This is a genomic window from Lactobacillus sp. M0403, from assembly GCF_016101265.1.
Taxonomy (GTDB): domain Bacteria; phylum Bacillota; class Bacilli; order Lactobacillales; family Lactobacillaceae; genus Lactobacillus; species Lactobacillus apis.
The window spans coordinates 84,690-108,454 of the sequence record NZ_JACFQV010000005.1 but is presented as its reverse complement, the minus strand read 5'-3'; the positions used below and the strand labels follow the sequence as shown (position 1 = coordinate 108,454).

The following is a 23,765-nucleotide window of genomic DNA, read 5'->3' as shown; positions in this document are numbered from 1 at the left end:
TTCCTAACTATGTGATTGATCAAAGTGATTTTTAGCAATAACGGCTACTAAGGCCATAATTACTACAGTGATAATTGCAAAGAAAATGTACACCGCAACAAAGCCGCCCATTTTTTCCGCAATCAAGTTATTAACTGGCATTGCGAATGCACCAATTAAAAAGGCAATTGAGTTAATATAAGAAAATCCTTTAGCAAATGCTCTTCTACCTAAAGCTGCAGTTGCAATTGTCGTAATACCAGTTCCGAGATATACATAGAAAACATCATTAATCCCTGCGCTGAAGATTGCCAAGCCAGCAGAACGAGTATTGGTGGCAATGATTAATAGTGCATAAGAGATAACTGCCAACAAAAGCCATGCTAAACTTGCTTTTTCTGCTCCATACTTATCACAAGTTGAACCAACTAATGGATTGAGGAAAATATCAAATAGCATTGCTGAAGTAACCATGAAGCCGCCCGCAGCACCATCAAAGCCTGCAGAAACAGCGTAAGTTGGAAACATCTGATTTAAGACAGCTGGGAATTGTAACAAAATTACGATTACTAGTAAAAGCCAAAAAGTGGCTGACTTGAAGAGTTCATGATTAGAAACAGGTTTAACCGTTTCAGCTGCGTCGTTTTGTGCCGCCTGTTCATTAAAGCCATATGGCTTACGTCCTTCTTTTTCAGGTGAGAAGTTAACACCAAATAAAGCACAAGGCACACTTAAGACAGCTACAATCATAGCTAAAATTGTTAAGCTGCTTTGCCAACCAACCTTTTCAATTAAAACTGATAAAATTGGGCTCATGATTCCTTGAAAAACAGAAGTAATTGCCCAACAAAGTCCAACCGCAAAACCTGCTTTTTCCGCAAACCAGTTATCAAGCAAAATACCAACTGGTGTAAACGACATAAATGAAATCGCAATCCCGATAATGATGGCAATAATGAAAAAGAGCCAAATATTGGTAAAATGCGGCATCAGAATTAAGCTGACTGCAACTGCCAAACTGGCAACTACATATAACAAGCGATTGTTTACCTTAGCCAAAATTTTGGGAACATTTGGTGTCATCACAGCCATTGTTAAAACCAAAACTGTGTAGTAGTAAGATAAGGTTGAAACCTGAGTATGTAGAGCTTGGCTTAATGGAGCTAAAAATGAACCCATTAAAACCATACTTGAGCCCAAACATGCTGCAGAAATCAAACCTATGCAGCACATAACTACCCAGGGCCTAATATTCCTTTTTTGATTATTCATCAAAATCACCTCTAAATACTAATTCTTGAATACAGCTTGATATTACATCAATAATGAGGGTGTGATAAACTGAAAACCGAATGGCATAATGACAAAAAGGAATATTAAATCATGAATTCAACTCAGGTGAACTGTTTTTTAACTTTGGCTAAAACACTAAACTTCACGCAAACTGCACAAAAAATGTACCTCTCACAATCAACTGTTTCTAAAAACATCAAGAACTTAGAAAAGGAATTACAGGTAAAGCTCTTCAAACGTGGCTATCACCAAATAGCATTAACCGATAAAGGAAAGATTTTTTATAATCAAATGGTGCTTTCCACGGCTGAAATTAACGACACAATTATTAATCTGCGCCAAAGTAGCGCCATTATGCGTCCTAAAATCAAGATGGGCTACACAGATCTGCCCTTTGAAAAAAAGTGGTTACCTGTTGCACTAAGACTAATCAATACGCAGACTAATCTTGAGCTAAAGCCTTTTTTCGTTGATCCTGGTCAAGAACACAATATCAACAAGCTGATTTGCGATGGGACAATTGATTTGATGCTCATGCAAAAAGATATTATTAACGAAAAGGATGAAACGCATTACGTCGAAGTATTACAAAAAGGCTTTTCCGTTGTTGTTCCGCAGGGTGACAGTCTTTTTATTAAAAACAACATTGATTTTAGCGACTTGGCTAACCGCCAAATTTATTTGTGGAATGGCCACGATAATTTTCCTGCAATTGAAAGTCTGAAATTTAGTTTACAAAGTAGTCCCTACGACATTAACTACCAAGAGGAAATTGACTCCTCGGTCTTAATCGCATATGTCCGAGCAAAAATGGGAATTGGCATAGTCCCTAGCATTTTATACAACAAAGACGATACCGATTTGCGCTATATTCCCTTAAAAACAGATCAAAAATTGTCTTATGGTATCTTGTCGCTAGTCAACTCAGAAAAAAGAGCTAACATTAACATAGTCAACAAGTACATTGCACAAGCCATTAATATTTCAAAAACGCAGTGGTAAAGCAAAAAAGGATTCGTCATCAAGACGAATCCTTTTTATAATCTTGCTATTTAGTTTTTATTGCTTCCAAGCAGCATCAAATTTTGACTTGCCTGTGTTAATTGCATCATTAACATTTTGTTTCTTTTGTGCAGCAGCGAAAATATTTTGCATAATTGGGTTTAATTGACCATATGCAGCTCCAGCGTTCTTAACAACAGGAACACTGTAGAGGTTCTTCATTGCGTCTTCCAATTTAGCTGGTAATTTAATCTTCTTGTTGTCTTTGTATTCAGAAGACTCTGCAGCAGCATTGTTAACTGGGATGTAACCAGTTGCGTTTGCCCATTTAAGTTGGCTAGTCTTTGAAACTAAGAACTTGATGTACATGAATGCAGCAGCCTTTTGATCAGCAGATGCATGGTTAAACATGTAGATATCAGTACCTTGTGACATAGTGTATTTGCCAGGACGTGGAGCAACATCGTAAGTAAACTTGTTGCCTACACCTTGCTTAACAAAACCTTCACCAGCTGAAGTACCAATGTACATTGCAACTTTTTGGTTAGCAAATGGTCCTGATAGGTAGTGCTCTGAACCAGCTACTCTGAAGTAACCATCCTTGATACCATCAGCATAGTAGTTGATAACTTTCTTAGAAGTTGCACCAGCAAAGTCAATCTTGCTTGAGAAGTCTACGCCTTCGTTCTTCATACCTAAAGTGTAGTAGTTTGATAATGAGTCAAAACCAGCACCAACAACTTTATGGTTACTCTTTTCATAAATTGTCTTAGCATCCTGCTTCAATTCTTCCATTGTAGTAGGAGCTTTCTTGATACCGTATTTCTTAAACATGTCAGCATTGTAAGTTAAAGTTTCAATTGACTTGTTAAATGGAATACCGTATTGAGTTCCGTTAATCTTAGCACCATCTAAAAGAGCGGTTTTAATATCAGAAGCCTTAGCACTTCCCCAACCAACTTCTTTGTTGTTAATGTATGGTGTCATATCTACCAACATCTTATTCTTGGCTGCAGTTTGTAGCCAATCAGGATAAGCCTGTGTAATTGTTGGCAAATTGTTTGGTGACTGCAAAGTTGAATTAATCTTAGCTTGCAAGTCATTGTATTGACCTTGGTTTTCCAACTTAACCTTGATCTTAGGATTATCCTTTTCGAATTCCTTTGTTAATTCCTTTAAGGTATCCTGTTGTACCCCGGTCATTCCGTGCCACAAAGTAATAGTGGTATTCTTCTTAACCTTGGTAATCTTAGATGAACTGCTAGATGATGATGACGAAGAAGAATTGCTTCCGCCATTAGAACAAGCTGCAGTACCTACTAGTGTCAAACTAACTGCAAAAGCGGCAGCAAGCTTTTTACTAAACTTCATTTGGTAAACCTCCCAAAAAATAAAAACTAAACAACAATTTTTTGATTAACTAAAGCGTAATAGTTTGATTGCGCTTCGGTAAAATCCGTTCTCCAAATGGGTTCTCTTCCAGCTCCGGATGCAATGTGTGCACCGGAATTAAGGTTGCTGGTTGAACCTCCTTAATAATTTCCTTGAGTTCTTTTTCATCTGCGTGACCGGAACAACGCAAGCCTTTGAACTCAATCTTTTTATCTGACAAAGCTTGCAGGAAAGGCTGATAAGCTGGATCAAAATCACCCAGCGGCTCAGCGTTTGAGTGGATGTATAATCCACCTTCCTGTAAGTCAGTATAATTACCAACTGCTTGCCAGAGGTATGCATGACTGTCATTTAGCAGTTCCTGATAAGAAACTGCTAGTTCCGGTTGCAAATCTGCAAATTTCTCTTCCCCTGGCAAGTAATAGTAATCAAAGTCCTTGCCCAAGCTTTCCTTGAGCAAGTGCGCTCTTTGCGCATGCAAAACAACGCGGCGCGGTGAATCTGCAATAATGCGCAAGAGTCGCTCAACATTAGTAGAATAAGTATTAAATGTAATCTGCCGCTCAGGATTGTCTTTTTGCAATTCAACAAATTGAGCAGTCAGTTCATTTTCATTCTTTGGACCAGTGAATTCTTCACTTGATTGATCGTGTTTTTCTTCAGGCCAAGAAACACCGGTACCTTCAATAATCAGGGCATCACAGTTCTTAGCGGCTGCCAAAAATTCGTGTACCCAGTCAGGGTGATAACCGTGTAAGCGAATATCACCAGTATATGCAATTCGCTTATCTGGAGTAGTAATAATTAAACCTGTTGCACCATAAGCATCGTGGTCACTCGGCCAAACTTCAAGCGTAATATCACCTACTAGAATTGGCTTGCGGTACTCCGCTGCAATAATTGGTCGAACGTAGCTTGCTTCATGACCAGCAGCTGGTAATAAAAAGTCACCGTGTTCATTTAAAGCTGGCATCATCTTGGCAGTAAGTGGGCCTGCATATAGCGGAATCTCAGGTGCCAAGAAATTCATTGCTTTACTATGATCAAGATGCAAGTGTGACATATAGGCAGCAGCATGTTCCCAGCGTTGATGATCAATTGGCTTTCCAGTAAGTTCAGGATTGTAAAAGTTAGGAACATCACCAATCAACTGATTTTCAATCAAAGTTTGATATTTTTCATCAGGCAAATCTAATTCAGGACGATATACTTCACCTAAATCAAACAAAACATGTGATTTGTTATAAGCCACTTCGATCATTGGTCCGCCAATAGTTGTTAGACCATTATAAAAAGTAATAGATGTCTTAGCCTTTGATGTCATTACGTACTACTCCCTTAATAATCCGTTTTCTAAAGATGAAATACAAAATTAAAATCGGTAAAACAGTCAGTGTTGCAGCTGCTAGTTGCAATTGGGTTTCGCTACCAGCATCAGAAGCAAAGGCAGACAGACCGTTGTTTAACAGTCTCATCGTGTCTTCGTTGGTAACAAGTAATGGCCACAAGAATGAGTTCCAGCCTGAAATAAAGCTCAACAAACCAACTGTAAAGAGACCACTCTTTGACATTGGTACCAAAATTTTCCAAATGTAATCCCAGTCGCTTGCGCCATCAATCATCGCCGCTTTGTAAATCGTGGTTGAAATTGAGCCAAAATAACTTTGTAAATAGTACATGTAGAAAATTGACGTTAGGAATGGCAAAACCAAACCAATATAGGTGTTAAGTAAGCCGAGATGAGCAATTGTATTATAGTTAGTAAAAATAATTGCTTCACCTGGAACCATCAAAAGAGAAAGCATCACCATCTGGATGACACCCTTACCCTTGAAGCGCAGGTTAACCATTGCAAAGGCACCAAGTAGTGAATTAAATAGACTAACTACAGTCGTAACTGTTGCTGTCAAAACTGTGTTAAAGAAGTAGCGGCCAAATGGGGCTCTAGCAAAAACCTTTGCATAGTTGGACCACTCAAAGTGGTGCGGAATTAATGTTGGAGGAATTGATGTTGTTTCCTGAAAGTTCATCAATCCGCCTAGTATCATGTAAATGAATGGAAAAACGGTGATGAAAGCAAAGATGAATAAGATAATATAGCTGAAGACAACACCTAAACGAATCTTTTTCATTTAATTTTCTCCTATCTTTTTCATCATCTTACGTTGTAAGAATGTTGCAAATAAGATAATCAGGAACAAGACAACCGTCGCTGCCATTGCAACCCCTGGAGTACCCACTGTTTGGAACTTATTGTAAATGTAGAACACAGCAGTGGTTCCGGAGTTACCAACACCAGCTGCACCATTAAACAGCGCATAGACTGATGTATAAATCTTGAAGGCACCAATGATATTCATTGTCAGCAAAAAGGCAATTGTTGGAACAAGTTGTGGCATTGTAATTCGCCAAAACTTGTCTTTGCCGCTAGCACCATACATATCGGCAATCGTGTAGAAGTTAGGATCAATGTTCCTAAGTGCACCCATCAGAATAACAATATTGAAGGCCAAAGAAGACCAAATACCGAAAATAATAATAGTTGTTAAAGACATTGCTGGGTCGTCAATCCAATCCGGTGCAGGCAAATGCACAGCCCGCAACAAAAAGTTCAACATCCCATAATCGCCGTTGAAAATGTAACGAAAGACAATTCCGATTGCAATCGTTGACGTTACATATGGCATGAAAAAGGTGGTCTCAAACAATGCCTTATGCTTAACTTTGTCAAAAATAATCCAAGCTAGCATAATTGAAATTGCTAGACCAACCGGTACCGAAATCACGGCATAGAGTAAGGTGTTTTTAATTGCCAACCAAAACTCGGGATCATTAAAAATGTACTTATAATTATTGAATCCCGTCCAAGTTAAATCGATTAGTGATCCACTTTGGAAACTCATGCCAAAGGCACGTAAGATAGGATAAATACTGAATAAAGTTACAAAGATAATTGTTGGTGCTAAATACAGCCATGCTTTTTTCTGATTGGTCTTCATTAGTAAACCCGCTCCCCATCAGGTGTAAATAGAAATACACGGTCAAGTCTCATCTTAAGGTTAACTTGATCACCATGATTAACTGGTACTTCAAGACTAATCAAAGAACGTGCTTGAGATTCATCATGTGTGAATTTCAGTATACGTTCTCGACCAATTAACTCGACATCATCAACTTTCACATTAAGGATACCGTCTGAAGCAGGAACAATGTTCTCAGGGCGAACGGATAATAAATATTCGCCATTAGGAATTGAGCGTTTAAAGCGTGATTCATCTAAATCGGCTAACTTGATAGTGAAGTCAGTTCCCTGCAATTCATCATCGGTCTTTGTTACCTTAAAGTTGTCAATTACGGGGTTACCAACAAAGTTAGCAACAAAGTAATTATTAGGCTCTAAATAGAAGTTTTCACCCAAGTCATCTTGTTGAATAACACCATCATTAAATAAAATAATTTTGTCACCAATTGATAAGGCTTCTTCTTGGTCGTGAGTAACAAATAAGGTTGTAATGCCAACAGATTTAACCAAAGAACGAATTTCTTCACGAATCTTCAATCTCAATCTGGCATCAAGGTTACTTAAAGGCTCATCCATCAGAAGAATCTTAGGCTCTTGAACTAACGCACGCGCAATCGCCACTCGCTGTTGCTGTCCACCAGATAAATTACCAGGCTTTTGATCAGCTAATTCAGTAATCTGCGTTAATTCCATATACTTTTCGGCAATTTTTTGCGCCTCAGGTTTAGACTTTTTATTTTTGCCCACTATTAAAGGAAACATTACGTTTTGCAAGACCGTCATATGAGGATACAACGCGTAGTTTTGAAAAACGTAACCAATATGCCGGTCCTTAGGCTCGACATTTACTACTGACTTCCCGTCAAATAGAATTTCACCTGAAGTTGGATTAAGCAAACCTGCTAAAATATTCAGAATGGTTGTCTTCCCACAACCAGAAGGTCCTAAGAGACAAACCAAATCACCTTTTTTAACAGAAAAGCTGACATTTTTGATTGCTTCATGTCCATTATCATAAACTTTTCTGAGATTTTTCACTTCAACGAATTTGTTGTTATCCATTAATCTGCACCACTATATCTTGTATTGCTTAAAGTTTTTCTTCACTAATTTTATGATAAAAACCAGCTGAATACAACCGGTTTTATCTAATAAAAATTCGTACTTCAATAAAAAAACACTTGCTTTTTCTTTCAATATTCGTTTTTATGGCTAAAACTACAAATTATTGACACCAAATCATTCATAATGTTCTGCTTTTGTTAATCTTTCGATTCAACCTAATTGTTAACTAGACTTGCCAAGTCAACTTTGAAGCAATTTTTCCATAAAGTGCTTTTTTAATCCGAATATTAATTTTATCTTTTTCATCTAATTCTGTTGCTTAGATATTTATATATATAAAATAACTTAAGAATAATATCATCTTTGACCGCATGCAAAAAGCACACTCCCATGACTGTCGTTAGGAATGTGCTTTTCCATCATGCATTTAAAAAATGCACTCAATAAACCCACTACAATATTTCATTCTATAGCTTACTAATAACTACAAAATAATCTGCTTGTCTACGATGTTATTGAAAATATAGTTTTGCATTTGCAATTTAATTAGTATGAACTATTAAATGAAGTTTAACTTACTCAATTCGGCATCATTACTTTAGAATAGTGCTGCTAAGCAGCCAAATAAGAAAATAAAGTTAGAAATCATTTTTCCCCTTCTTTCTGTGAAACCTATAAGTTTTAAAGAATACATATATTCATCATTTATTCATAAAGTGATGATAATATATCCCTTACAATTAAATAATAGTACTAACTAAAGATTAGTTTAGTGAATTGTTGGCTTATTTCACATTAACCTTATTCAGATAAGCCATTGAAAGGGGTAACTTGCAGTGAAATCTTTCGGGGAAACAATAAAAGGGATCAGAACGGCGCGCGGTATTACCCAATCTGAGTTAGCTGGCTCTTTAATTAATCGAACCACGCTCTCTAAAATCGAAAATTCATTTGAAGAACCTTCTTATGAAAATGCAACAAAATTGATCAAACGATTGGGCATCACCCAAATTGAATTTGATTACATAAGAAACGATTATCAGTTTAATACCAAAGAACAAATTATTTTTGATCTTTTCAATATTGCCTATAATTCTGAAGTTAATAAAATAGCTTCTTTGCTTAATCGCTGTGAGCAATTTCCTAATGATCAGGAGATTCAAAAAATCAAAGTCATTCTAAAAGCATTTAATGCAAGCAGCTTACGCGAAGCACGTAGCTTAGTCATACCACTTTGGAAAAACCAGGTGTCCAAAACTGACAACTGGAATGTTCTTGATCTCTATTTACTTAACATGATTTTCTTCGTTTTTGACGATGACACAATGATTGGTATTTCAAATCGTGCTATTAAAACAATTGAAGAAAAATATCCATTTTTAAAATCGCTAGAAACCAATTTTGTTCTTAACAAAGCAGCCATATTGATGAACAGACAGAACTTTGATGATGCTGCAATGATATTAGTTAAAGCAATTACCTTGGCCAAAGCAACCTTTCGCTATGATAAATTACTAATGGCTAAAGGGCGACTCGCAATTTGCCAAAAAGATAAAAAAGAAGCACTTTATTGTTTAAAAGTGCTTAAAGAGATTGAAGCAGACGATGTCTATAATGGATTAAAAGATGAAATTGAGCAGTTTGATTCCCGCTTGTCTTAACGCGATTACAACAGACAATACTAAAGACCGCTAATTTATTTAAGCAGTCTCTAGAAGGGTATATTTTTATTGCTTTTACAAAATAGAATTATATTTAGGAAAGCAGACTTTAATTTATCTGACTTTCCCTCTGCCTAGCTAATCATCCTCCTTTACTCTAAATTCTAAGAGGGTGAATCACTACCATTTAAAAATGTTCCATTATTTCACATTTTGCGCGAAAAAAGCTTACTACATAATTAGTAGTAAGCTTTTTGATTTTCATTTTTAACTTGTATTTCGCGGTTAACCTTTGCGCGTCCATTTTGATAATTGAACGAAAAACCAGGTTGAACATTGAATAAATAAACATTAAAGTCGAGTGTGCCATCAGTCGAAACAGCCTGCAAGTTAATTCCCCGTGCCATTAGCTCCTCGCCACGGAATATTGGCGTAGCTTGATAGATAACTCGCTTATTTTCTCTTAGTGCTTTTCGCACCCTACTTTCAAAAATAGTTTGAACCCTTTGGTTTGAATAGGCCGACTGCGTAAATAAATTTTTAGGATTATTCTGATCACCGGAAAGATTACGAGGGTTAAAATTACCTGCTTGATCAATTCCCGCAGAAACAGAATACGCAATTAGGTGTCCGCGGTTATAAATTTGCGTCCCATTGCGTCGATTGTAGTGCCAAGCTGTCGGTTGAACATATTGCTGAACTCGTAAACTATCATTAGCAACATTTCTTTTTTCCAAAAAGGCAGTGTTTGAGCGTGAAGTCCGATTTAAATCATCCAAGTTTGCATAAATAACGCGGTTAACGCGCCATGCATTTTTAATTAGCGTCGACTTATCATTATTCACTGTAATGTAGGCTTCATCGCCACTCTTAAAATCAAGCTTAGCTAATTTAGCGTAATCTTCCTGTGATAACCCACCATATACTTTGGCAGCTGGTTTAGCCTGGTCAATTTTGTTTTTCTTAGCTGGTTCATTACGTCCAATACGTTCGATTGCTTGGTGTCCACTAGGATCTGAGCCACCTTTGGTTGAAACAAACCACAACAAAAAAAGAATGATAATGACAATTGCCCAAAAATCACCACCACTAGTTTTTCTACTTCGTCGTCTTCGCTTGCGAGCCATCTAGTCAGTCCCTTACTTAAATAATAACTAAGTATAGCCAATCGAACTGCTGTTTGCAACAAAGGTAAATAAAAAAAGCAAAGATTGCTCTCTCTGCTTTTTAAGATCTAGCCCATTCATCAAGCATATTTAAGAAGTAACTTTCGGATAGTCGCTTAATCTTACTACCATTCTTATTGTATTCCTGAGCTTTCTGCCATGCCTCGTTGTTTTTACTGAAAAAGTGATCATCATCAATAATCAAATAATTGGTTTCCGGAGTAACAATGGTTTGGGCTTGGCCACCCATGTTATTAACCATTAAAGCTGCTTCATCATTATCCATGCCAATTCCATCTGCAAATGTGATTAGCTTGTTACTAATCGGATTGCGAAAGCCTAGTTCCCAGGCCTCAAGTTCTGCTTCAAGTAAGTCCACGTTTTTGATTTTGCCTTGCGCCTCTGCCAAAAGTTCATCGGTAAAATGATCGCGAAAATCATCGTAAACCTTTTTGGTATCGATTGAATCAGCCAAGCCGTGATGCTGCTCTTCCTCTGCAATCCCAGCACGTTGAATACAGTCTAGCAATCGATTATGCTGGAATGGATAGTACGCACGTGCAAGTCGCAAAACATCAACATAATCATTATTCAATGCTGGCAGATGGAATTTTTCCGTCAAATCATATAAAAAGTTCAAGTCAAAGTTAACGTTATAGCCAATAATAATGTCGTCACCAATAAATTCGCGAAATTCAGTCATCGCTTCTTTAACAGGCACACCCTCGCTAAGTAAAAGCTCGGTAGTAATCCCGTTTAATTTAGTTATAAAGGCAGGAACCTTATTTGATCTTGGGTAAACGACTAGCTTACTAAATTCTGCAACAATTTCGTTATTGCGCACCTTGACCGCACCCAGCTCAGTCACATGGTCACGATAGGGATTAAGTCCAGTTGTTTCAATATCAAGCATTGTGTAATCAGAAATAAAGCCTGGTTTTTCTTCACCTTTCGCACGCAATTTATCCTGAGAACCCGTGACGTGCAAAACGCCATTTTTGACATAAATACTCATGCAATCTTCCTAATCTGTAACTAAAGCCTGCAATACACTTGCAGTATCCGCATTTACGGCCGCACTTCTATCTTGAATGTCCAGCGGTAACATTTCTTGTTGATAATCTGCCGCTACATAAGTCCATTGTGGGAATTGTTGAACTAATCTGATGATTGGCTCAAATAATTGAGGGCTCGTTTCATCAACACCGAGCTCCAAAAAGACCACTTTTTCCTCTTCGTTCCCAGTTAAAAACCAGCGAAAACGGGTATTAGCGTCTGTATCTGGGTAAAAGTGCTCGTTTAACGGCATGTGAATCTCCATTGGTTGACCACACTGCTCACACTTCGGAACTAGCTTAGTTATGTCTTGCCCACTTTGGTGGGCTGTCAGTATTTGCCGGACAACTTCTTGGTCACTTTTAGCACCATGATTAACGCCACTTGAGCATTGCATCATCGTCCAGTCACCAAACGCATTGAAGATTCGATTTTTATTGAAATCAGCTTGTTCAAAAAAATGTCCAAAAGTTGAGGTAGCAATAAAAAACTTTTTTTCGCCAATTAATTCACGCAGTTTTTTCATTGCTGGACTTGGAACATAATTAAGTGAATATTTTTCAATTAATTGACTCCAAAATAACCATTGTTCAGCCCAGGAATCAAACATGTGATCAAGAGCATCCCCAATTGAATTCACATGATATTTACTAGCAACTTCCGGAAAATCTTGCTCAAAATTTTCTGTTCCCAGTAAATCAAGTCCTTCATTTTTTGCTATTTTATTGCCTGCAGTGACAATCACAACATCCGCATCGTTAAGCAATTGCTGTGCTTTATTCAGATTTTCCATTAATTACTCTTTCTTATTTTCGGTCATACCCCGTGAAAGAAACATGACCATCCTCAAAATCAGCTAAAAAGATATCACTAGGATCATTAAAGCCGGCTTTTTTCACTTCTTCTTTCAGCCAGTTTTCATCCTCATCAATAGATTCAAGCACATCTTGATTGATTTGACCATCATTTATTAAAGGAAAACGGACATTTTTCTCATCTGTTTTAATTACAGTCAGTTGCCCGTTCTTTTCAAAAATACAATTCTTTACTTTATCAACAGAATAGATTCCCTGACTACGCAATTTAAACATTAATTCATTGGCAGAAATACCAGCTTTTAAGCAGTTTTTTACTAAAACTTGCCCATCCTTAATAATCTGAATTGGCTTACCGTCAATTAAGCTGCGAATAAAATTGCTGTGCTCACGCGCAAACTTCAAAATAAAGACCACTAATGTCCAAACAATTAGTACTAGTAAAAACTGCAAAACTGAAATACTGGAATTATAGATCACGCCGCCGATAATCCCACCAAGAACATAGTTCTGGAGTTGATCAAGAGCTGTGGTTGGAGCAATATTGGTTTTACCAAAAACATTTATTTGAAAAATTAAAGTTAACACACCTAAAACGAATTTAATAAAGAGCTGCGTATAGTCCATCTCAATCTCCTCCTAATTCTTTATATCAACTTGATGATTAATCACATGCGCTTGTTTCAAAGAATAAGTGTTATTGTCATCATTTAGTTCTAACTGATAATCAATATCTTTTGAGTTAATCCGTACTATCAAGCCGTCTTGAAGTGTCGTCGAACTTACCAAAACATCACTATTAGACACCCCAAAATCCTTGGCGACAGACTTAATAAACGGTGTAATTTGCTCTGATTGAGACTTAACCAGGTTGGTTTGAACATATTTTTCATATTGTGTGCCACCAAATAACAGCAAGAATAATAACGCGATAATACCTAAATCACGATAGCGGGTGTTAAACCGGTGTCGCAAATAGAGGACGGTAAAAGCAATCATAGCAGCCGCCGCAACCGCAATTAGAATATACAAAATTGTTTTGTTAGTATTTTGATTCTGCTCAATATACTTAAGTGTATAAAAAGTCATAACATTCCCACCTTTTTTAAAAATAGCAGCTACCCAAAAGCCGGCAAGTAGTTGCGCTATAACTTCGTTTATGGCTTTATAATCAGCTTTTTCACTAGCTAGCTGACCAAATAAAGCCACCTAATTTAAGTATAGCAAAGACTCATTAGAAGTGATTGATTCAAGCTTGCTAGGTAAATTTAGCTCCAAAAGCATACTCTATTTCTTTTTGTCCTGTTTTGCTTTAACTCGTTATAGGCTAAAATAGAGATTGATTAATAAAAAGTAAGGAGAAAAATATGAAAACTGGATCCAAAATTATTACTTTAGACAACGGTTACCATCTTTGGACTAATACCCAAGGACAAGGCGACATTCATTTACTTTGTTTACACGGCGGCCCTGGCGGTAACCATGAATATTGGGAAGATACTGCTGATCAACTTAAAAAGCAAGGTCTAGACGTTCAAGTAACAATGTATGACCAACTAGGATCACTTTATTCAGATCAACCTGACTATTCCGATCCCGAAATCGCTAAAAAATACCTGACTTATGAATATTTCTTAGATGAAGTTGATGAAGTTCGTGAAAAGCTCGGCTTAGACAACTTTTACCTAATCGGCCAAAGCTGGGGCGGTCTTCTTGTTCAAGAATATGCTGTCAAATATGGTAACCATTTAAAAGGCGCAATTATTTCTTCCATGGTTGACGAAATCGATGAATACGTTGCTTCTGTTAACCGCCGCCGCCAACAAGTTTTGCCACAAACTGAAATTGACTTCATGCACGAATGTGAAGAAAAAAATGACTACGACAACACTCGTTATCAAGAAGACGTCGACATTTTAAACATCAATTTTGTTGATCGTAAGCAGCCTTCTAAGCTCTACCACTTAAATGATATTGGCGGAAGCGCAGTATATAATGCTTTTCAAGGTGACAATGAGTTTGTTATCACTGGTAAATTAAAGGACTGGCACTTTAGAGACCAATTGAAGAAGATCACTGTCCCAACCTTATTAACTTTTGGCGAAGAAGAAACAATGCCAATCTCAACTGCTAAAACTATGCAAAAAGAGATTCCAAACTCACGCCTAGTAACAACTCCAGATGGTGGACACCACCACATGGTTGATAATCCAGATGTTTACTACAAGCATTTGGCTGATTTCATTCGTGAAGTAGAAAACGGCACTTTTAAAGGTGAATAACTGATTTTAGCCCAATTAAATTTAACATTAGTAAAAGCAAGTAGTATTCTACTTGCTTTTTGTTATTTTTAGTTAGTAAATGACACGCTATATTCACTCTATATTTTCATATATTAATTTGGTCTTAACTGATAAGTCATTTTCTAACTGATTTCTTAATAATGGTGGTAAGATGAACATGAAAAATAGTAACTGTTAAATAACAAGGAGCTGATAAAATGAGGTATTTTATAGCGGCTATGCTTATCATCAGTGGGTGTGCCTTTATTTTTGACTTGTGTTTTAGCCTTTACTTAACATTTAGTCAACATATTAAGCAAGAAAAATATCCTCGCTTTCAGCGTAAATTCAATACATTGCTTCTTTTAATCCCTGCAATGAATGAATATTCGACATTGAAGCGAGATATGCTAGGATTGCTTACATTACACGATAAATGCAAAGACTTTATTGACTTAAAACTAGTTTTTATAGACGATGCTTCGAGCGATGGCACTACAGAATTGCTAGATGAGTGGTCACAATCTAACCCTGAAAATCTCTACATTATTCATCGCGTTAAGCCTAATGCACAGCAAGGTAAAGGACCAGCCCTGCAGGACGCAATTAATCATCTGCTTAAAATGAATTTTCCTGTAAAACAAACGTTAGTTGGAATTATTGATGCAGATAGTCATTTTGATAGTAACTATTTACACCAAGTAGTTAATGCCTTTGAAAATTCTAATTATGACTTGGTTCAAACACGCGTAGATGTCTATAACACCGTCGACAATCTGACGATTATGCAGAACTTTGAATTATCCGTTTACAATGGCTTGTTGCAGATGGCCCGTACTAATTGGGGTTCGGCTCTCGCATCAGGCAATGGACAATTTGTCACATTAACCATGGCGGAAAAAGTTGGTTGGTCTTCTTCTCTGCTTGAAGACTGTGAGTTTTCACTAAAGGGACTGTTAAGAGGTTATTATGGCACCTTCTTAAATACCGCTGCAATTAGACAAGAGGGTATCACTAATCTTGGCAAGCTAATCCGTCAGCGCACAAGATGGTGTCAAGGTGGTCTGCAATGCCTAAAAATCTATGGTGGAAAAATTATCAAATCTGACCGGATGTCAGCTGGAGTTAAGGCCTTTATCCTATTATTTTTATTGGTGCCTTATATATCAGTTATCGTGGTTCCATCATCAATCGTGTCTGTTATAACGTTGATTGCTTATGCCAGATTCAATTTGGGGGCAAGCTTAGCGATTATCCTGACTCTGTTATTAACTGAATACACTATTAATGGTTTAATGATTAAAAAACAGTGGTTTGAAACTGGTTTTAGTACCGTTAACAACCCAATTGAGATTTTAAGAATCATTTTTAGTTTTGGTGTTTACCGCTGGTTATTATCATTTATCCCCTACCGATCAATTGGTAGAGAATTAATCGGCAATAATTCTTGGACCAAAACTAGTCATACTTAGACTTTATTTTAGCAAAATAAAAGCGCGCTCTATCTGGCGCGTTTTTTCTTTATGTAATTGTACTATGTCATGGATTGATTCAATTAATTGGAGAAAGAGACTTTTTGTTTCTAATTATCGTCTATTTAACAGCTATCTAAAACCTTAAATACATGAAAGCGCAGTACTAGCTATTAGTATATTAACATAGCGCCGCAAGCTTGACTTCCATATAAAACAGTATATATATTGAACCCAACAAAAAACCACTTAGGAAGCGTAATAATACACAACAGATTAGCAGAATTTAGCCACAGTAACTGGTGTATCAGTAGCTTATATTAGAAAGATAGAAAGTAATAAGTCTAAAACCAATGTAACCATTAATATTGCATACAAATTAGCAAAGTATTTTAATACAGATATTGAAGCAGATGATGGAGTAATGGAGTTCTAATCATTATTGATTTAACAACCATCTAAAACTGAAGCCACTTTTACAAAAGGGCAAGACATGTTCTAATCATCATTGATTTAACAACCATCTAAAACTTACTTCGATATCAAAGCTTTTAGTCGTATGTTCTAATCATCATTGATTTAACAACCATCTAAAACCTATAGTAGATGCTAATTCATCACGCGAATGTTCTAATCATCATTGATTTAACAACCATCTAAAACGAGCCGAACGACAAACGGGTAAGTTGAACGGTTCTAATCATCATTGATTTAACAACCATCTAAAACCTGCATCCTTAGTTAGCTTAGTCTTCGAAGGTTCTAATCATCATTGATTTAACAACCATCTAAAACGACGTGGTCCAGATTGAGCATCATTGACCAGTTCTAATCATCATTGATTTAACAACCATCTAAAACTAAAATTAGTTGTCATATTCCCTCCTGAAAGTTCTAATCATCATTGATTTAACAACCATCTAAAACAAAATATTCGGTATCAAAATACCTTTTTTAGTTCTAATCATCATTGATTTAACAACCATCTAAAACCTGAAGCCGAAGATAATTTAGGTGCTGATGGTTCTAATCATCATTGATTTAACAACCATCTAAAACTTTTTTACAGTAGCGACTATTAGACGATTGGTTCTAATCATCATTGATTTAACAACCATCTAAAACCTTGCCTCTGGTTCTGTTAGCTATCAGCTCGTTCTAATCATCATTGATTTAACAACCATCTAAAACTAAACTAGTTGCACGCCCAGCACAATCAGCGTTCTAATCATCATTGATTTAACAACCATCTAAAACCGATTTTTTATAATCAAATTTTAATATAGCAGTTAGTACCAATCGACTAGATCTTGATCTATATAATAACAAGTAATGTTTTTAGATATTTTCAAATTTTGAGGATTAGTAAATTCAAGAAAAATCACACTTAAATTGACTTCCATAGCAAGATTAGCTACCTCTTGCCATTCCTGCTCATCAACATAATGCGCTACATTACAAAATACAGGAATTGTCCCCAAATCATAATTTTGATGAATTTTTAGAACAGTTTCTATTATAGCATATGGATTAGTTAATATACTCCTATCAAAATGAATTTCCAACAACTTTAACAGCTTTTTCAAATCTTCGTTAAAGTCAATGTCTATCGGAAGATCTTCTAGTAAAAGTGAATCATGCAATACAGTCTCTAGGTTGTAATAAGCTTTAAAGACTTTATTTCTATTTTCTTCGTCTATAGTCCTCGAATAGCTGTTAATTATAAGGGTTAAATATCTTTTCGATATGTCTTCACTGAGTAATGGGTCTCCCACGAAATCAAAAGTTTTAGTTATTTCTAGAGAATTAAAGTCTCTGTCGCTACAAAGCAGCAAACTGTTTTCCCCTTTAAATCCTTGAACTAAATCACGATATGCAATCGGACTTTGTAAAGTAATAACTGTCACTCCTGAATTTCGTAAATTCCACTTTTTGTGTGTCAAATATGACAGAATCATAAAATCACCGTCCGATCAGAAGTATTACGCACATCTTCGACAGGCTTTCCGACTAAGAAACGCATATCATTATATTGTTTCTCTGTTACCATTAGTGATTGAACCAGTCCGCCATGAGGCAAAAAATTTTCAACCCGCTTTTCTAAGAATTTTGCAGTCTGTCTAGTTACACAAACTCTTACATAAACAGAAAATTGTACCATTACGAAACCTTCATTAATTAGCTTCTTTCGAAACTGACGGTACTCTTTTCTTTCTTGAGCAGTTTCAGTTGGTAAGTCAAACATTATCATTAAGCGCATTATTCGGTACCTCATTAGTTAAACTCATCTCCATTTCTGGCAAGGCATTATTTTCATTATCACTTAGAAACTTCAAACATTCTCTTACATATGTTGTAATTGCATTAGTTAGAAGAGTTTTCTTACCATTAAAAATAATTTCTAAGCTTAAAAGTTCGACTAAACCATATTTTATATCCGGCGTTAATTCCTGAATCTTTTCGTGTGCCTTTACCCAATAATCGACAAATGGGCGAAAAGGTTCCATTAAGTCTGAAGCTAAATTAAATTGATTCTCATTTGAGCAATGATGAATGCCAAAGTAAGACAAATAACCATTTACAGCAATTTCTCGTGTAAAACTTGAAAGTAAAATAGCATAGCCATAATCTAAGGCCGCGTTTACCGCACTAGTATCTCGCCTAACAAAATCTTTATTAAATAAAAGCATGAAATATTTGCGTGCAGAACTTGCCTCGCGATTAGTCACATCATTTAATTCCAACTTATCTAGCTCAGCTTGAACAGTATCTGTCTTTAAATGATAATTGCTCAAAACAGCAATCTGGTTTTTAACTTTGGTACTAACAATTTTAGTCCACAATAATTCTTTTCGTCTTTGATGCCAATTAAACTGTAGTTCCAGCTTATTAGCATTACGTGCCCCTGGATAATAATCAACTGTTTCGGTAACAGGATTAAACTTTTCATCAACAAAAATAACTTTAGTTTGATTTTGAGCTAATTTACTAATTAATGCACTGGTAATCACTGCCTGCGTTGTTGAAACAAGTAGCAAATTAATATCTTCAATTGGAATTTGGTTAATGCCATCACGCGTTTGCACAATCATCATATTCATTGAGTAGGTTAACTTGGCATGTTGTGTGATAATGACTGATCTCCATCCCATAAAATTCTCCTTGTATTTTCTAAAATAAATGTTAAAATAAGTTTGTTGGGTAGCTCCCAGCAACTAATCATTATTGATTTAACAACCAGATTTAAAATCAAGCGACATATCATTTAAGATATGAAGTTTCAACGCGGTATTATTACCGTCCTGCCTCAGCTCTATAGCGGAGGTTTTTTTGTGCACAAAAATAGAGAGTCAGATTTCATCGGCTCTCTATTTTGCTCTACAAATCTGTTATTTTTACTCTTTTTTCAAACAAGCCAGTTGGCGATTGAAAAATTAATATTGCATTAGATGAAAGAACTATACCCGCCTTTGTCTGCATTTTTCCGAATGGAGTTTTAATTCCTAAGTTCTTCAAATCGGAAACAACCGCGTTATCATGTAGACCATTTAAAATATTACTTAGAGTTTGTTTCTTATCCTTAACTGTCAAGTTGATAAATTTTGTTCTACCTTCATGTAACCCTGCTCTAAAGTTGTTTGTATCAAATAATGGCAAATATGCATCAACCTTCGACAAAATCTCGTCATAAGCACTCACTAAGCGTTGATCTTCATTATCTTCTTTTAGATCCATATTATCAGTGACTGTCCTCATAGTCTCTTGCGACAAAGTAAGTTGTTTCGCATTAACTTGGTAGCTAGCTGAATTAAGCATGAACTTTTTATCACCATCTACTATAACTTGCTTAAAGTGAACGTGGTCTTTTATTATTCTGAATCCTTTAATGCCTCGCTTAGGCTTTCCATTTTTATCAAACATAATTAATTGCTCGAGGACTTGATGTAGTTCCAAATTATAATTTCCCTGCTTCTTAGCTTGTTGCAATCTAAGAAGGAACCGCATTGGAACGCCTACTACTCTATAAACATCCCCTTTAGATTGTTTAATTTTAACAATTGCTAAATAAGCATCTGCATTTCCACTATAACCACCATAAACTGTCGTATCGAGGTCTTTGCCTTTGGGAATCAGTTTCCTGGTCTTTTTACGATCACGCTCTCCGCGCGGGTAAACAGTCATATTAAAGAGTCCACTATTTTCAGTAGTAGTTTCGCGCGAAACCAACATGTACTTATAGTTATAAGCCTTACGTAGTTTATCAAAAATATCTGGATGCTTAAGAAAGACCACTCTATCACTATTATTTTCCAAAATTTCTTCAGGAGCCTTACGCTGCTTATTATCTTTTTGTAATATTGGCCACATGAATGTAAACCCTTTAAAGTGATCAATAACTTCTTTTTGCAAATCAGGATTTTGACTAAATTTTTTATACTTCCCATAGACAAAAAATGGGCGGTACTTAGGATAAACTTGATATAAAAAGTTACCGCAGATAATTGACAAGTAAGCATCAATCGCATGATGATAATCGTTAACTTCACGGCTCTTGTAAAGACCTAGCCGCTTACGCAAAGCTGAATTGTCTCCAGCTTTAACCGTAATAATCTCAGAGTCAGGATATTTATTTTGTAAAATAACCGATACTAACTTGACGATTTGGCTAGTTTCTACTAGTTGTCGATTAATAAAGCCAGCCTTTTGATACTTGTTTAAGTTATCAGGATTTAATAATAAATTATTCAACTTGTACTTACTTATGATGCCAGCTTTTTGCCACCTCTTCCACATTTCACCAACCGTAATTTGCAAGTCAGGAACTTGGTTATTTGCGAATCTCTTAAAAGGAACATCATCTGACTTTTCCGCATTTAATGGTGTTGCTGTTAATACACGATTATCTAATGAATCGTCTTTAACAAATGACTGTGGCAAAATATGATCAATTTGGTAACCAAAAGATATTTCATCAATATTGATTTTTTTGCCTGTATATGCATCACGCCCTGCTTGCATAAAATATAGGAAATACTTATCTTGCAAAAGCTTTCGACTCGTCATTGCATTTTTTAAATTATTAGTTAAATCCTGATCAACAAGATCTTTAGCAGTGTCCTGATACGTCTTTAATAATTGGTTACCCCTAATTTGTGACAATTTGGGATTTTCGTCCGGGCTGCGAGTAAATTCAATTGCAAATTGAGACGGAGCCTTTCCTCCAGCAGCTTTAACAACATCTTCGACCACTTTAACTACCTGTCTGATTGCTTTTTTATTGGCAGGAGAAGTGTAAGCGTCAGCCAGAATTTCTTCTACACCGTTTTTCTTTGCGATACTCTGATTTTCTTTTTCTATAGCATCCTTAAAGTCTGGTTCGGTGATAATTTGCATAAAGTTCTTTTGACTATCCCAAAGCTGTTCCATAACATTTTGGCCATTTTGATCATGTAAACCAACTAACAGCTTTTTCGAAAGTCTACCCCAGCCCTGTAACCGCCAAGTTGATAACGCCTTAAATTGGTCTTGAGATAACCAATTAATCTCGTGTAATTTTTCTTGAAATATCTTTTTATCTTCAAAGATCGAAGAATATTCAATTATCTTCTCAAAGTCCGCGTTATATTTAGGATCGTCCAATTGACCTTCAAATACATGTAAATTTTTTAAGTGGTAGTAACTAGACAAGCTAGAATTAAACTTTGTCGGATCTGCTAAACCTTTTATTTCCACATTTAACAGTTTTTCATTTTGCTTCAAGTAGTTGACTAGCATTTTAGCTGTAACGTTTTTTTTCTCCTTAAATAAGTTGTTAAAGATATCTTGCTTAAGACTTACACTTATTTTCTTTCCATTAATTCTAAGATTATTTAACTCATTTAAGACTTCAAATCGTTGATAAAGTAAACTATTTGAAGGTAAAACGTCTTCACCTAAAAGATAGGTGTCTTTAATAGTCATTCGCTTAATAAAACGGCTAGCTGATTCTTGTCGATCTATTTTTTGCTCAAAATTCCAAGGCGTAATTTCTCCAGGTTCTTTTCTTACCATCCAAGCAAAATTCTTACCAGAAGTTTTCTCTTGATCCTGTGCAGTAACCATCGGGCCAACATAATACGGCACTCTAAATCTAACTAGTTCATCTAATTTGTATGGTGCCTGCTTTCGATGATCTTCAACAGGATTCTCAGTAGCTAGAAACGGATAGTACTGACTTTGATTAGCAATAATCTTATCTAACTCAATTTGATGCAACTGAAATGGAATAACACCGTTATTATTGGTGCGTTGCTTAGGCATAAAAGTATCAGCTTCAATTTCTTGTAAAATTTGATTAGCCGCTTGAGAATCATCAAGATTTTCTTTAACTACTTTATAAAAATCTTCTTTAGTTAAAGCACCATCTTGCTTAAATTCAGCCTTGGCTTCTAATAAGTGACCATGACGATTATTAATATATAGATCATAAGCAAGCTGTAAGGTTTTAGCCTTCTGACGATCTGTTTGACCATCAATTACTGACTTTAGTAATTTATAATCACATCTATGCTGGTTGTACTTGTTTACCATTGATGCAGATAAACTCTTACCTTCATCAACAATAGTACTCAATGTAATTGAACTAAATAACTTTTTAATTTCAACAATAATAGTTTGGTCATCTTCATCTAATTCTGGCAATAATGCATCCAATTTTTCATCTGCATCCGCATCACTAAGTTTAAATTCCCATCTTGCTTTATCGCTTTTATCAATTTCTTTAGCCAAGATGGTTTCAAATTGTGTTTTATAACCCATAATGGCATTAGCAATCTGTTTGGACACATTTTTTTCATTTTTATTATTCGAAGCTGGTAGCAATAACGCAATCTTTTTGACTTTATCCTTTTTATAAGTCGTTTTATCCTGGTCCTCACCCTTGATTACCTCTTCAATAGCACGTGCATTTTTCAAGCTTAATTCTAGCTTTTCACTGCCCTCATCTGTTTTATTATTAAAAGCATCATTAATTGATTCCAATATTGGTGCTACATCGATTTTGGAAGCTTCAAAGCTTTTTACGGGAGTATCCTGCAAAAAATTGCCACGGTATTTAACAATGTGGTGCATCGCCAAGAAAATCTCACGTAAATCAAATTTGCGGTTTTCTGTCATTAAGGCTTGACGCAGATGATAAATCGTCGGATATTTCTGATAAAACTTTGCATCTTCTTTGGCAGTTGGAAAAACAATTGCGGCGTATTTTTGCCGGTCTTTATCGAGGGGAGAAACCCATGATTGATGAAGGCGAACAAAAAATGCTGGATCAACTTCAGCCATTGGCTCCGCAAAAATCTCTTCTAGCAATCCTAAACGCCATTTTCTTCGCTTAAGACGACGACGTGTAGTTCTAAAGCCGCGACGGTCTGCAGCAGAGTGTCCCTCTTCAAATAAATGTGAACCGATTGCAGTTTTACCACGTAACTTTAAAAGATTATTTTTCTTGTCGGCTGCAGCCCAACCACATGAGTTTGTCCCGATATCGAGACCTAATATATAGTCATCCTTTTTTGGACTCAT

The 23,765-nt window shown here is 36.0% G+C and carries 19 protein-coding genes, 1 pseudogene and 1 CRISPR repeat array; of the genes and pseudogenes, 5 read left to right on the top strand and 15 right to left on the bottom strand.

Annotated features, from left to right (window positions below; all coding sequences use genetic code 11):
• Positions 1-3: 3 nt before the first annotated feature.
• Positions 4-1,251, bottom strand: coding sequence for an MFS transporter (locus H3T48_RS07280; protein ID WP_198189016.1), 1,248 nt, complete (start codon positions 1,249-1,251; stop codon positions 4-6).
• Positions 1,252-1,362: 111 nt separating this feature from the next.
• Here H3T48_RS07280 and H3T48_RS07275 point away from each other — a divergent pair, with 111 nt between their 5' ends.
• Complete coding sequence (locus H3T48_RS07275) at positions 1,363-2,274, top strand: LysR family transcriptional regulator (protein ID WP_198189015.1); 912 nt, start codon at positions 1,363-1,365, stop codon at positions 2,272-2,274.
• Positions 2,275-2,331: 57 nt separating this feature from the next.
• Here H3T48_RS07275 and H3T48_RS07270 read toward each other — a convergent pair whose 3' ends face one another.
• The 5 genes from H3T48_RS07270 to H3T48_RS07250 are packed head-to-tail and all read right to left on the bottom strand — an operon-like array spanning position 2,332 to position 7,750.
• Positions 2,332-3,645, bottom strand: a complete 1,314-nt coding sequence (locus H3T48_RS07270; RefSeq protein ID WP_198189014.1) for an extracellular solute-binding protein — start codon at positions 3,643-3,645, stop codon at positions 2,332-2,334.
• A gap of 49 nt (positions 3,646-3,694) precedes the next feature.
• Positions 3,695-4,990, bottom strand: a complete 1,296-nt coding sequence (locus tag H3T48_RS07265) for an MBL fold metallo-hydrolase (RefSeq protein ID WP_198189013.1) — start codon at positions 4,988-4,990, stop codon at positions 3,695-3,697.
• Complete coding sequence (locus H3T48_RS07260) at positions 4,974-5,798, bottom strand: carbohydrate ABC transporter permease (protein WP_109715108.1); 825 nt, start codon at positions 5,796-5,798, stop codon at positions 4,974-4,976. Before H3T48_RS07260 ends, H3T48_RS07265 begins: the two co-directional genes overlap by 17 nt.
• A complete protein-coding gene (locus H3T48_RS07255) occupies positions 5,799-6,665 on the bottom strand; it encodes a carbohydrate ABC transporter permease (protein ID WP_074425974.1) in 867 nt (288 codons plus the stop codon). It lies immediately after the preceding gene.
• Positions 6,665-7,750 (bottom strand): ABC transporter ATP-binding protein, encoded by a 1,086-nt coding sequence (locus tag H3T48_RS07250; protein WP_198189012.1) that lies wholly within the window; start codon positions 7,748-7,750, stop codon positions 6,665-6,667. Before H3T48_RS07250 ends, H3T48_RS07255 begins: the two co-directional genes overlap by 1 nt.
• Positions 7,751-8,589: 839 nt before the next feature.
• On the opposite strand from H3T48_RS07250, the gene H3T48_RS07245 reads away from it, so the two are divergent.
• Positions 8,590-9,414, top strand: a complete 825-nt coding sequence (locus H3T48_RS07245; RefSeq protein ID WP_198189011.1) for a helix-turn-helix transcriptional regulator — start codon at positions 8,590-8,592, stop codon at positions 9,412-9,414.
• A 239-nt stretch (positions 9,415-9,653) separates the two neighbouring features.
• Here the strand turns inward: H3T48_RS07245 and H3T48_RS07240 are convergent, their stop codons facing one another.
• The 5 genes from H3T48_RS07240 to H3T48_RS07220 form a co-directional block, all read right to left on the bottom strand.
• On the bottom strand, positions 9,654-10,541 hold the full coding sequence (locus tag H3T48_RS07240; RefSeq protein WP_198189010.1) for a DNA/RNA non-specific endonuclease: 888 nt from the start codon (positions 10,539-10,541) through the stop codon (positions 9,654-9,656).
• Positions 10,542-10,641: 100 nt separating this feature from the next.
• Positions 10,642-11,595 carry an exonuclease domain-containing protein gene (locus H3T48_RS07235; protein WP_198189009.1) on the bottom strand — a complete coding sequence of 318 codons (954 nt, stop codon included), beginning with the start codon at positions 11,593-11,595 and terminating at the stop codon, positions 10,642-10,644.
• A 9-nt stretch (positions 11,596-11,604) separates the two neighbouring features.
• Positions 11,605-12,429, bottom strand: coding sequence for a Sir2 family NAD-dependent protein deacetylase (locus H3T48_RS07230; RefSeq protein ID WP_198189008.1), 825 nt, complete (start codon positions 12,427-12,429; stop codon positions 11,605-11,607).
• Between the two features lie 13 nt (positions 12,430-12,442).
• The gene (locus tag H3T48_RS07225) at positions 12,443-13,078 is read right to left on the bottom strand and encodes a DUF421 domain-containing protein (protein ID WP_101138703.1); all 636 of its coding nucleotides are present in this window, start codon (positions 13,076-13,078) and stop codon (positions 12,443-12,445) included.
• Positions 13,079-13,090: 12 nt separating this feature from the next.
• Positions 13,091-13,540, bottom strand: a complete 450-nt coding sequence (locus tag H3T48_RS07220; RefSeq protein WP_198189007.1) for a DUF3290 family protein — start codon at positions 13,538-13,540, stop codon at positions 13,091-13,093.
• Between the two features lie 278 nt (positions 13,541-13,818).
• Between H3T48_RS07220 and H3T48_RS07215 the strand changes: the two genes are divergently transcribed.
• The 3 genes and pseudogenes from H3T48_RS07215 to H3T48_RS08960 form a co-directional block, all read left to right on the top strand.
• Positions 13,819-14,733 (top strand): proline-specific peptidase family protein, encoded by a 915-nt coding sequence (locus tag H3T48_RS07215; RefSeq protein ID WP_198189006.1) that lies wholly within the window; start codon positions 13,819-13,821, stop codon positions 14,731-14,733.
• A 218-nt stretch (positions 14,734-14,951) separates the two neighbouring features.
• A complete protein-coding gene (locus H3T48_RS07210; protein WP_370567537.1) occupies positions 14,952-16,205 on the top strand; it encodes a glycosyltransferase family 2 protein in 1,254 nt (417 codons plus the stop codon).
• Positions 16,206-16,503: 298 nt separating this feature from the next.
• A pseudogene (locus H3T48_RS08960) lies at positions 16,504-16,602 on the top strand (helix-turn-helix domain-containing protein); the annotation flags it as partial.
• A gap of 32 nt (positions 16,603-16,634) precedes the next feature.
• A CRISPR array of direct repeats spans positions 16,635-17,462; the repeat unit is 36 nt; unit sequence GTTCTAATCATCATTGATTTAACAACCATCTAAAAC.
• A gap of 32 nt (positions 17,463-17,494) precedes the next feature.
• On the opposite strand, the gene csn2 reads toward H3T48_RS08960, so the two are convergent.
• The 4 genes from csn2 to cas9 form a co-directional block, all read right to left on the bottom strand.
• Positions 17,495-18,148: a type II-A CRISPR-associated protein Csn2 gene (gene csn2, locus H3T48_RS07200; protein ID WP_232349907.1), complete on the bottom strand. Its 654-nt coding sequence runs from the start codon at positions 18,146-18,148 to the stop codon at positions 17,495-17,497.
• An 11-nt stretch (positions 18,149-18,159) separates the two neighbouring features.
• Positions 18,160-18,465 (bottom strand): CRISPR-associated endonuclease Cas2, encoded by a 306-nt coding sequence (gene cas2 / locus H3T48_RS07195; RefSeq protein WP_187158499.1) that lies wholly within the window; start codon positions 18,463-18,465, stop codon positions 18,160-18,162.
• Entirely contained in the window at positions 18,443-19,357 is a 915-nt protein-coding gene (cas1, locus tag H3T48_RS07190) for a type II CRISPR-associated endonuclease Cas1 (protein WP_198189003.1), read from the bottom strand. Before cas1 ends, cas2 begins: the two co-directional genes overlap by 23 nt.
• A 226-nt stretch (positions 19,358-19,583) precedes the next feature.
• On the bottom strand, positions 19,584-23,765 hold the full coding sequence (gene cas9 / locus H3T48_RS07185; protein WP_198189002.1) for a type II CRISPR RNA-guided endonuclease Cas9: 4,182 nt from the start codon (positions 23,763-23,765) through the stop codon (positions 19,584-19,586).

What these genes read in the sequence shown, in the direction of transcription:
- H3T48_RS07280 (WP_198189016.1), bottom strand. Translation starts at nt 1,251, where the DNA reads ATGAATAATCAAAAAAGGAATATTAGGCCCTGGGTAGTTATGTGCTGC.
- H3T48_RS07275 (WP_198189015.1), top strand. Translation starts at nt 1,363, where the DNA reads ATGAATTCAACTCAGGTGAACTGTTTTTTAACTTTGGCTAAAACACTA.
- H3T48_RS07270 (WP_198189014.1), bottom strand. Translation starts at nt 3,645, where the DNA reads ATGAAGTTTAGTAAAAAGCTTGCTGCCGCTTTTGCAGTTAGTTTGACA.
- H3T48_RS07265 (WP_198189013.1), bottom strand. Translation starts at nt 4,990, where the DNA reads ATGACATCAAAGGCTAAGACATCTATTACTTTTTATAATGGTCTAACA.
- H3T48_RS07260 (WP_109715108.1), bottom strand. Translation starts at nt 5,798, where the DNA reads ATGAAAAAGATTCGTTTAGGTGTTGTCTTCAGCTATATTATCTTATTC.
- H3T48_RS07255 (WP_074425974.1), bottom strand. Translation starts at nt 6,665, where the DNA reads ATGAAGACCAATCAGAAAAAAGCATGGCTGTATTTAGCACCAACAATT.
- H3T48_RS07250 (WP_198189012.1), bottom strand. Translation starts at nt 7,750, where the DNA reads ATGGATAACAACAAATTCGTTGAAGTGAAAAATCTCAGAAAAGTTTAT.
- H3T48_RS07240 (WP_198189010.1), bottom strand. Translation starts at nt 10,541, where the DNA reads ATGGCTCGCAAGCGAAGACGACGAAGTAGAAAAACTAGTGGTGGTGAT.
- H3T48_RS07235 (WP_198189009.1), bottom strand. Translation starts at nt 11,595, where the DNA reads ATGAGTATTTATGTCAAAAATGGCGTTTTGCACGTCACGGGTTCTCAG.
- H3T48_RS07230 (WP_198189008.1), bottom strand. Translation starts at nt 12,429, where the DNA reads ATGGAAAATCTGAATAAAGCACAGCAATTGCTTAACGATGCGGATGTT.
- H3T48_RS07225 (WP_101138703.1), bottom strand. Translation starts at nt 13,078, where the DNA reads ATGGACTATACGCAGCTCTTTATTAAATTCGTTTTAGGTGTGTTAACT.
- H3T48_RS07220 (WP_198189007.1), bottom strand. Translation starts at nt 13,540, where the DNA reads ATGACTTTTTATACACTTAAGTATATTGAGCAGAATCAAAATACTAAC.
- H3T48_RS07215 (WP_198189006.1), top strand. Translation starts at nt 13,819, where the DNA reads ATGAAAACTGGATCCAAAATTATTACTTTAGACAACGGTTACCATCTT.
- H3T48_RS07210 (WP_370567537.1), top strand. Translation starts at nt 14,952, where the DNA reads ATGAGGTATTTTATAGCGGCTATGCTTATCATCAGTGGGTGTGCCTTT.
- cas2 (WP_187158499.1), bottom strand. Translation starts at nt 18,465, where the DNA reads ATGCGCTTAATGATAATGTTTGACTTACCAACTGAAACTGCTCAAGAA.
- cas1 (WP_198189003.1), bottom strand. Translation starts at nt 19,357, where the DNA reads ATGGGATGGAGATCAGTCATTATCACACAACATGCCAAGTTAACCTAC.
- cas9 (WP_198189002.1), bottom strand. Translation starts at nt 23,765, where the DNA reads ATGAGTCCAAAAAAGGATGACTATATATTAGGTCTCGATATCGGGACA.